The sequence below is a fragment of the Pseudomonas hygromyciniae genome, assembly GCF_016925675.1.
Classification (GTDB): Bacteria; Pseudomonadota; Gammaproteobacteria; order Pseudomonadales; family Pseudomonadaceae; genus Aquipseudomonas; species Aquipseudomonas hygromyciniae.
Window position 1 is genome coordinate 2,240,198 of record NZ_CP070506.1, and the last position, 6,474, is coordinate 2,246,671.

Genomic DNA, 6,474 nt, shown 5'->3' on the forward strand with positions numbered 1-6,474 from the left:
TCAGAAGGCTGACGTCTTTCCTGTTGAGATTGATTTTTATCTGGCTGACTTCAGCAGGGGGAGCGTTATGCAGCATCTGATCAGGCACACCGCATTGAGCCTGGCACTAGCCACGGCCAGTGCCGTGGCAATGAGCCTGCCGGCACAGGCGGCGCAGCAACAGAAGACCGACACCCGGGCCTACGACATCGAGGCCGGCCAACTGGACCAGGTCCTGACGCGCTTTGCCGAGCAGTCCGGGTTGCGATTGATGGTCGTCAGCGAGTGGGTGGAGGGTCAGCAGTCGGACGGGCTCAAGGGAAATTACCCGGTGCAGCAGGGGCTTGATCGGTTGCTACTGCGCAGCGGCTTGAGCGCTCGGGTCAGTGATGATGTGATCCTGATTGAAAAAAACGCCGGCGCAGGGAGGGGCGGTGGAGTTGGGGGCTACCACCATTCAGGGGCAGGGGATGGGGGGAGATGACGGAGAACTCCGGCTCCTACACCACCGGACTTGTCAGCGCCGGTTCAAAAACGCCTACCAGTCTGAGGGGCACACCGCAGTCGGTGTCGGTCATCACCCAACAGGTCCTGCAAGACCGGCGCATTGTTGATCTGTCCGATGCCATGCGACGCACGCCGGGCATCACCGTCAAAAACGCCAACTACCGCCTGCCGCAGTTCATTTCTCGTGGTTTCCGTATCGACAACATCCAGATTGATGGTGCCTCGCCGATGGATATCGGCTCTGGTATCGGTACCTTCTACGCCAACAAAACCTATGACATGGCTGAGTTCGACCATATCGAAGTGTTGAAGGGGGCATCCGGCCTGTTCGGCGGCACTGGCGATCCGGGCGGCATCATCAACGCCGTGCGTAAACGTCCGCTGGACTACTTCCAGCTCAAGTTCAATACATCGGCAGGTTCCTGGGACAATTACCGTACTGAGGTCGACGTGACGGGGCCAATGGCCTTTGACGGTAAATTGCGTGGGCGTGTGGTGGTCGCCAACACCGATCGCCAGTACTTCATGGATAACCGTAGCACCGAGAAACCTTTCATTTACGGCGTGTTGGAGGCTGATGTAACAGACACGGCGCGGGTTACCGTCGGAGGGCGCTACGAGAAAATTCATGAAAACGGCACTGGCGACGGTTTGCCACGCTTCAGCACCGGGCAGGACTTGAAGCTCAGTCGTCGCACTTGGTACTCACCGAACTGGGCTTATAGCGATAACAGCTCCCAGGAAATCTTCGCCAAGTACGACCAGGAATTGGCTGACGACTGGAAGTTGAACGTTTCCTTGACCAATACCTTCGATAAAACCGAGACCAAAGGTGCATTCCTGTGGGGCTCACCTGATCCGGTAACGCTTGAAGGTGCTACCTGGGGAGGGAGTTACATTAGAAACTGGAGCGAACAGACGCTGTTCGATGCCAACGTTTCCGGAAAATTTACGGCGTTCAATCGTGAGCATGAACTGCTGATCGGTGCTGATGCACAGAAGGTGACCAGCCGTTGGCGCTCAACGAAAGCTATGCAGGGCTTCTATCCTGTTGATGTCTACAATCCAGACCTCACACCTCTACCTTCTGACAGCATTGGCAACAAGCTTGAGCGTGACTACAGCCCCAATACCCGTAAGCAGTATGGTCTGTACTCGACCTTGCGTTTACAACTGACAGATCCGCTCAAGTTGATCATCGGTGCCAGGGTGCAGCGCTATAAGTTCGAACAGACCTACAGGGCTGTAAACGCTGATACAGGCGTATGGGACATTGAGTCCCAGAGCAATCACCGTGAACCGACCAAGTTGGTTCCCTTCGGTGGTTTGGTTTACGCCCTCGATGATGAATGGTCGGCGTACGCCAGCTATTCGGAAATCTTCAAGCCCCAGGCCCAGCAGCTAAAAGGTCCCAGTAACTCCGGAAAAGTTCTGGAACCCATGGTTGGCAAGACTTACGAAACGGGGATAAAGGGTGAACTCTACGGTGGAACGCTGAACGTTTCGGCGGCGCTGTTCTATACCAAGCGCGAGAAAGAGGCGATTCAAGATCCGCGGTACGTGGCGGAATCAGTCTTGTATGGCGGCAGTTGCTGCTATCTGGCTCAAGGCGAAATCATCAGCAAGGGTCTTGAACTAGAAGCCAGTGGTGAGGTGTTGCCTGGGTGGATGGTGATGGGCGGCTACACCTTGAACCTCACAGACAATGGTACCAAGGACACCTTCCTTACTACGGTTACACCCAAGCATTTGGCGAAGTTGTGGACCGTTTACACACTGCCTGATCGCCTTTCTGACTGGAAAGTAGGTGGGGGCGTCAACATCCAGAGCGCCAGCTATGCCAGCGGAACTGCTTATCGGGTCGATGGAAAAAATCCTACGGGCAACTACTACGATGTTTCCCGTGAGACGCCTTTTGACTTCGCTCAAGGCGGCTACGCCGTATGGGACGCCATGGTCGAATACAAAGTCGACGAAAACTGGACCGTTGCCCTCAACGGCAACAACCTGTTTGACCGCAAGTACTTCGAGACCCTGAAGACTTCAGAGTACGGCAACTACTACGGTGAACCGCGCAACTACATGCTGACTGTGCGGGGTACGTTCTAGGCTTTTCCTTTCGTCGTAGAAAATCACCTCACCTGAGGTGATTTTTTTTGCGTGCGCCAAGCTCGCGAATGATTTAGAGCTGAGTGCTCCCCTGCGTGCCTGACAATATGAGGTGTGGACCTAAGGCAAAGGTTTTGCGACTGTTACAAAGTGATTGAGAATCCTTCTAAATTATTTTTATCCCGAACGTTCATTAATGGCTCGACACCGATTCAAGCCAAAACCGTCCCTCTGCAACAGGGAGTGGAGTCCGGACGGTTTAACTAAATTCAGGTCATTCCGCCTCAAGAGTGGAAGGCCTTCGACATTAATGACATATCTGGGGCTTAACCAAACAATGAAGCGCGAGAGCAAAAGGTTCAGGCAAAAACTCTTCAACACCCCCCTGGCTTCCTGCCGCAGTTGCGTGTCGGTGGCGGTCCTGGGGTTGGCCCTCAGTGTCTGCGGCGGGGCTTTCGCCCAGCCCATGCAGGTGAATGTGCCAGCCCAGTCCCTGGACAAGGCCCTGACCGAGCTGGGCAAGCAGACCGGCCTGCAAGTGCTTTTCGGGCCGGATATGGTTGCCGGCAAGAAGTCCACCGCCGTCAAAGGCACCCTGGAGCCCGAGGCAGCCCTTGAAGCATTGCTCAAAGGCGCGGGCCTGACTTTCCGGATTGAAAACAATACCGTCATCCTCGGCCCCGAAAATAGTACGAGTTCAACTCTTGAACTGGGCGCCACTACCATCCAGGGTCAAGGTATGGGGGAAATGACGGAAAACTCCGGCTCCTACACCACGGGCTTGACCAGCATCGGCTCGAAAACCCCGACGAGTCTGCGGAAGACGCCACAGTCGGTGTCGGTGGTGACGGCACAGGTCCTTGAAGAAAAACGCATGACTGACTTGGCTGAAGCCATGAAAGTGACGCCGGGCATCACGGTCACTAACAACAATTTCCGTTTGTCGGACTTCTCGTCGCGCGGCTTCAAGATTGAGAACATTCAAATCGACGGTGCTGCCCCGATGGCATTGGGCACTACGTCTGGCAGCTTCTACTCCAACAAAAACTACGATCTGGTTGAGTTTGACCATGTTGAGGTCCTACGTGGCGCTTCCGGTCTCTTTGGCGGTACCGGCGACCCGGGTGGCATGATCAATCTAGTGCGCAAACGCCCGCTGGATGCCTATCAGTTAAAAGTCGATATGTCGGCGGGCAGTTGGGACAATTATCGCACCCAAATGGATGTCACCGGTCCGTTGGGTTTTGATGGCAAGTTGCGTGGCCGGATGGTCGCGGCTTACACGGATCGTCAGTACATGCTGGATGATCGGGGTACCGAGAAGCCGATTTTCTACGGGATTTTGGAAGCCGATATCCTCCCGGACACACGGCTGACCTTGGGTGGACGCTCGGAGCGTATTCATGAAACGGGGTCGGGGATCGGTTTACCGCGCGATGTGAACGGCAAGGACCTTGGTCTGTCCAGAAGTACCAGCCTGACCCAGAAGTGGTCGTATCTGGACGGTCGATCCCAAGAAATTTTTGCCAAGGTCGACCATGAGCTTAATGATGACTGGAAGCTCAACGTTTCTTATACCCAAACGCTGGATTCCGGGTTTTCGAAAGCGGCTTTCAGTTTCGGCGCTGTCGATCCGGTGACACTCACTGGTCCGAGAACTGGCGGCACTAACAATCAGTATCGCAGCGATCAGAAGCTTCTTGATGTAAACCTGGCTGGGAAGTTCGAATACGCAGGCTTGCAGCATGAGTTGCTGGTCGGCATGGATCATCAGAAAATCACCAGTCAGTGGGAGGGGACTGCCTCGTCCAACGGGGTTGGCAATCCGGTGAATGTATTTGACCCGGATGCGACGCCCTGGCCACAACCTGGAACAGACAAGAACTTTATTCGTAACTACAGCCCCAACAGCCAGACGCAATATGGTCTTTACTCTACATTGCGTTTGCAACTGGCGGACCCACTTCACTTGATCATTGGTGCTCGTGCGCAGCGGTACAAATTTGAACAGTTGTACCAGGCGATCGAAGAAGGAGCCTGGAAGGTGCAGTCGGATGTCTCGACCCGTGAAGCAACCAAACTGGTTCCCTACGGCGGTATCGTCTATGACCTGACGGATGAATGGTCGACTTACGCCAGCTACTCCGAGATCTTTAAGCCTCAACAAAGCACAATGCAGGGTCCATTGCCAGGAAGTTCCATGGAACCCATGACCGGCAAGACTTACGAGACTGGCGTCAAGGGCGAGTTGTGGGGCGGAGCTGTCAATACTTCCTTTGCGTTGTACTACACCTCGCGAAAAAACGAGGCAGTTCTGGATCCACGCTACGAAGAGTCCAGTGTACTTTTCGGCGGCAACTGCTGCTACTTGCCTCAGGGTGAAGTCGTTAGCAAAGGCGTCGACATGGAGTTTACCGGTGAAGTCTTGCCGGACTGGAACGTTCTGGCGGGCTATACGTATAACCACAATCGCAACCGCTCTGCGGCTAAGGTATTCAGCAGTATTACGCCAAAACATCAGTTTAAACTATGGTCCACCTACCGGTTGCCAGGAATACTCAACGACGTGAAAATCGGCGGTGGCGTGAATTTGCAAAGCGCTACCTACGTCAGTGGGACCACGTTCGTGAACGATGTGGAGCAGAACTACAAGTACGTTCAGGCGGGTTATGCCGTATGGGATTCCATGGCCGAATACCGAGTTAACGAAAACTGGAGTGTTATCTACAACGCCAACAACCTGTTTGATAAGAAGTACTACAGCAAACTGGGGTCTTCGGCATCGGGCAACTGGTATGGCGATGAGCGCAATCACATGCTGACCTTGCGCGGCACCTTCTGGTAACCGTAGCTTGAAATAAAAAGGGACATCGCCAGATGTCCCTTTTTAATGCCTTGCGGAGCAACACAGCACATTCAGTCCGTGCGCTTTTCCAACCACCCCTCGACTGCCGCATAAATCCCGCCAATGTCCGCACTGATCCCCGACATCCGCAGGAAGTCATGGGTCAACCCACGCTGAGTCAACAAAGTAACGTCAGTCCCGGTATCGCGAAGCAACTGGGCATATTCAAGCCCTTCGTCATACAACGGGTCGTACTCGGCCAGGCTGACGTAGGCCGGTGCTAGAGGACCGAGGTCTTTTGCCAATAACGGTGATGTACGCCAGTCACCGCGTTGCTCAGCGTCGGGAGTGTAATGTCGATAGAACCACTGCAAGGTCTCGCTTTCCAGCAGGAAACCTTCGGCATACCGCTGGTGGGAAGGGCGTGTACGCTGAGTGTCGGTCACCGGGTAAAACAGCAACTGAGTCTTGGGTTTTAGCGCACGGTGCTCGGGTGCCTGCACGGCGCTGATGGCCAGTACCGTTGCCAGGGTGGCGCCGGCGCTATCACCGGCGACGCTGACATTGTCCGGGTCCAAATTCAGGCTATGCGCTTCGCGAGCCAGCCAGTTGGCGCAATCCAGGGCGTCGTTGACGGCCGTGGGGAAGGGATGCTCCGGAGCCAGTCGATAAGCCGGGGCCAGGACAGCTTGGCGTCCGCTTGATGCCAGGCGGCGGCAAATCGAGTCATGGGAGTCAAGGCTGCCGACCACGTAGCCGCCGCCGTGGAAATACAGAATGCTTGGCTGTGAAGGTTGGACGTGATGTGCCGAGCGGTATAGCCGGGCTTCAATCTTTGCGCCGTCGCGTGTCGGGATGTGCAAGGTTGTAATCGTCAGGCTTGCGGGTGGCGAAGGGTCGAGGATCTGCGAGCTCAACTCGAACTCCTGCCGTGCCTGACTCACACTCAAGGCATGCATGGGCTGACTCTTGCCACTCAGGCGACCCATTTCAGCCAACTCCAGAAAACCTTCGAGATCGGGGTCCAGGGGCAT

The 6,474-nt window shown here is 55.1% G+C and carries 4 protein-coding genes; 3 read left to right on the forward strand and 1 reads right to left on the reverse strand.

Annotation, left to right across the window (positions count from 1 at the left end; genetic code table 11):
* Positions 1-67 precede the first annotated feature (67 nt).
* The 3 genes from JTY93_RS28975 (at position 68) to JTY93_RS09940 (ending at position 5,440) form a co-directional block, all read left to right on the forward strand.
* On the forward strand, positions 68-463 hold the full coding sequence (locus JTY93_RS28975; RefSeq protein WP_240357282.1) for an STN domain-containing protein: 396 nt from the start codon (positions 68-70) through the stop codon (positions 461-463).
* Positions 460-2,595, forward strand: a complete 2,136-nt coding sequence (locus tag JTY93_RS09935; RefSeq protein WP_240357283.1) for a TonB-dependent siderophore receptor — start codon at positions 460-462, stop codon at positions 2,593-2,595. Before JTY93_RS28975 ends, JTY93_RS09935 begins: the two co-directional genes overlap by 4 nt.
* A 310-nt stretch (positions 2,596-2,905) precedes the next feature.
* Entirely contained in the window at positions 2,906-5,440 is a 2,535-nt protein-coding gene (locus tag JTY93_RS09940; protein ID WP_240357284.1) for a TonB-dependent siderophore receptor, read from the forward strand.
* 71 nt (positions 5,441-5,511) lie between these two features.
* Here JTY93_RS09940 and JTY93_RS09945 read toward each other — a convergent pair whose 3' ends face one another.
* The gene (locus JTY93_RS09945; RefSeq protein ID WP_205476298.1) at positions 5,512-6,474 is read right to left on the reverse strand and encodes an alpha/beta hydrolase; all 963 of its coding nucleotides are present in this window, start codon (positions 6,472-6,474) and stop codon (positions 5,512-5,514) included.

Coding starts and splice junctions, on each gene's coding strand:
- JTY93_RS28975 (WP_240357282.1), top strand. CDS start 68: ATGCAGCATCTGATCAGGCACACCGCATTGAGCCTGGCACTAGCCACG.
- JTY93_RS09935 (WP_240357283.1), top strand. CDS start 460: ATGACGGAGAACTCCGGCTCCTACACCACCGGACTTGTCAGCGCCGGT.
- JTY93_RS09945 (WP_205476298.1), bottom strand. CDS start 6,474: ATGCCCCTGGACCCCGATCTCGAAGGTTTTCTGGAGTTGGCTGAAATG.
- JTY93_RS09940 (WP_240357284.1), top strand. CDS start 2,906: ATGACATATCTGGGGCTTAACCAAACAATGAAGCGCGAGAGCAAAAGG.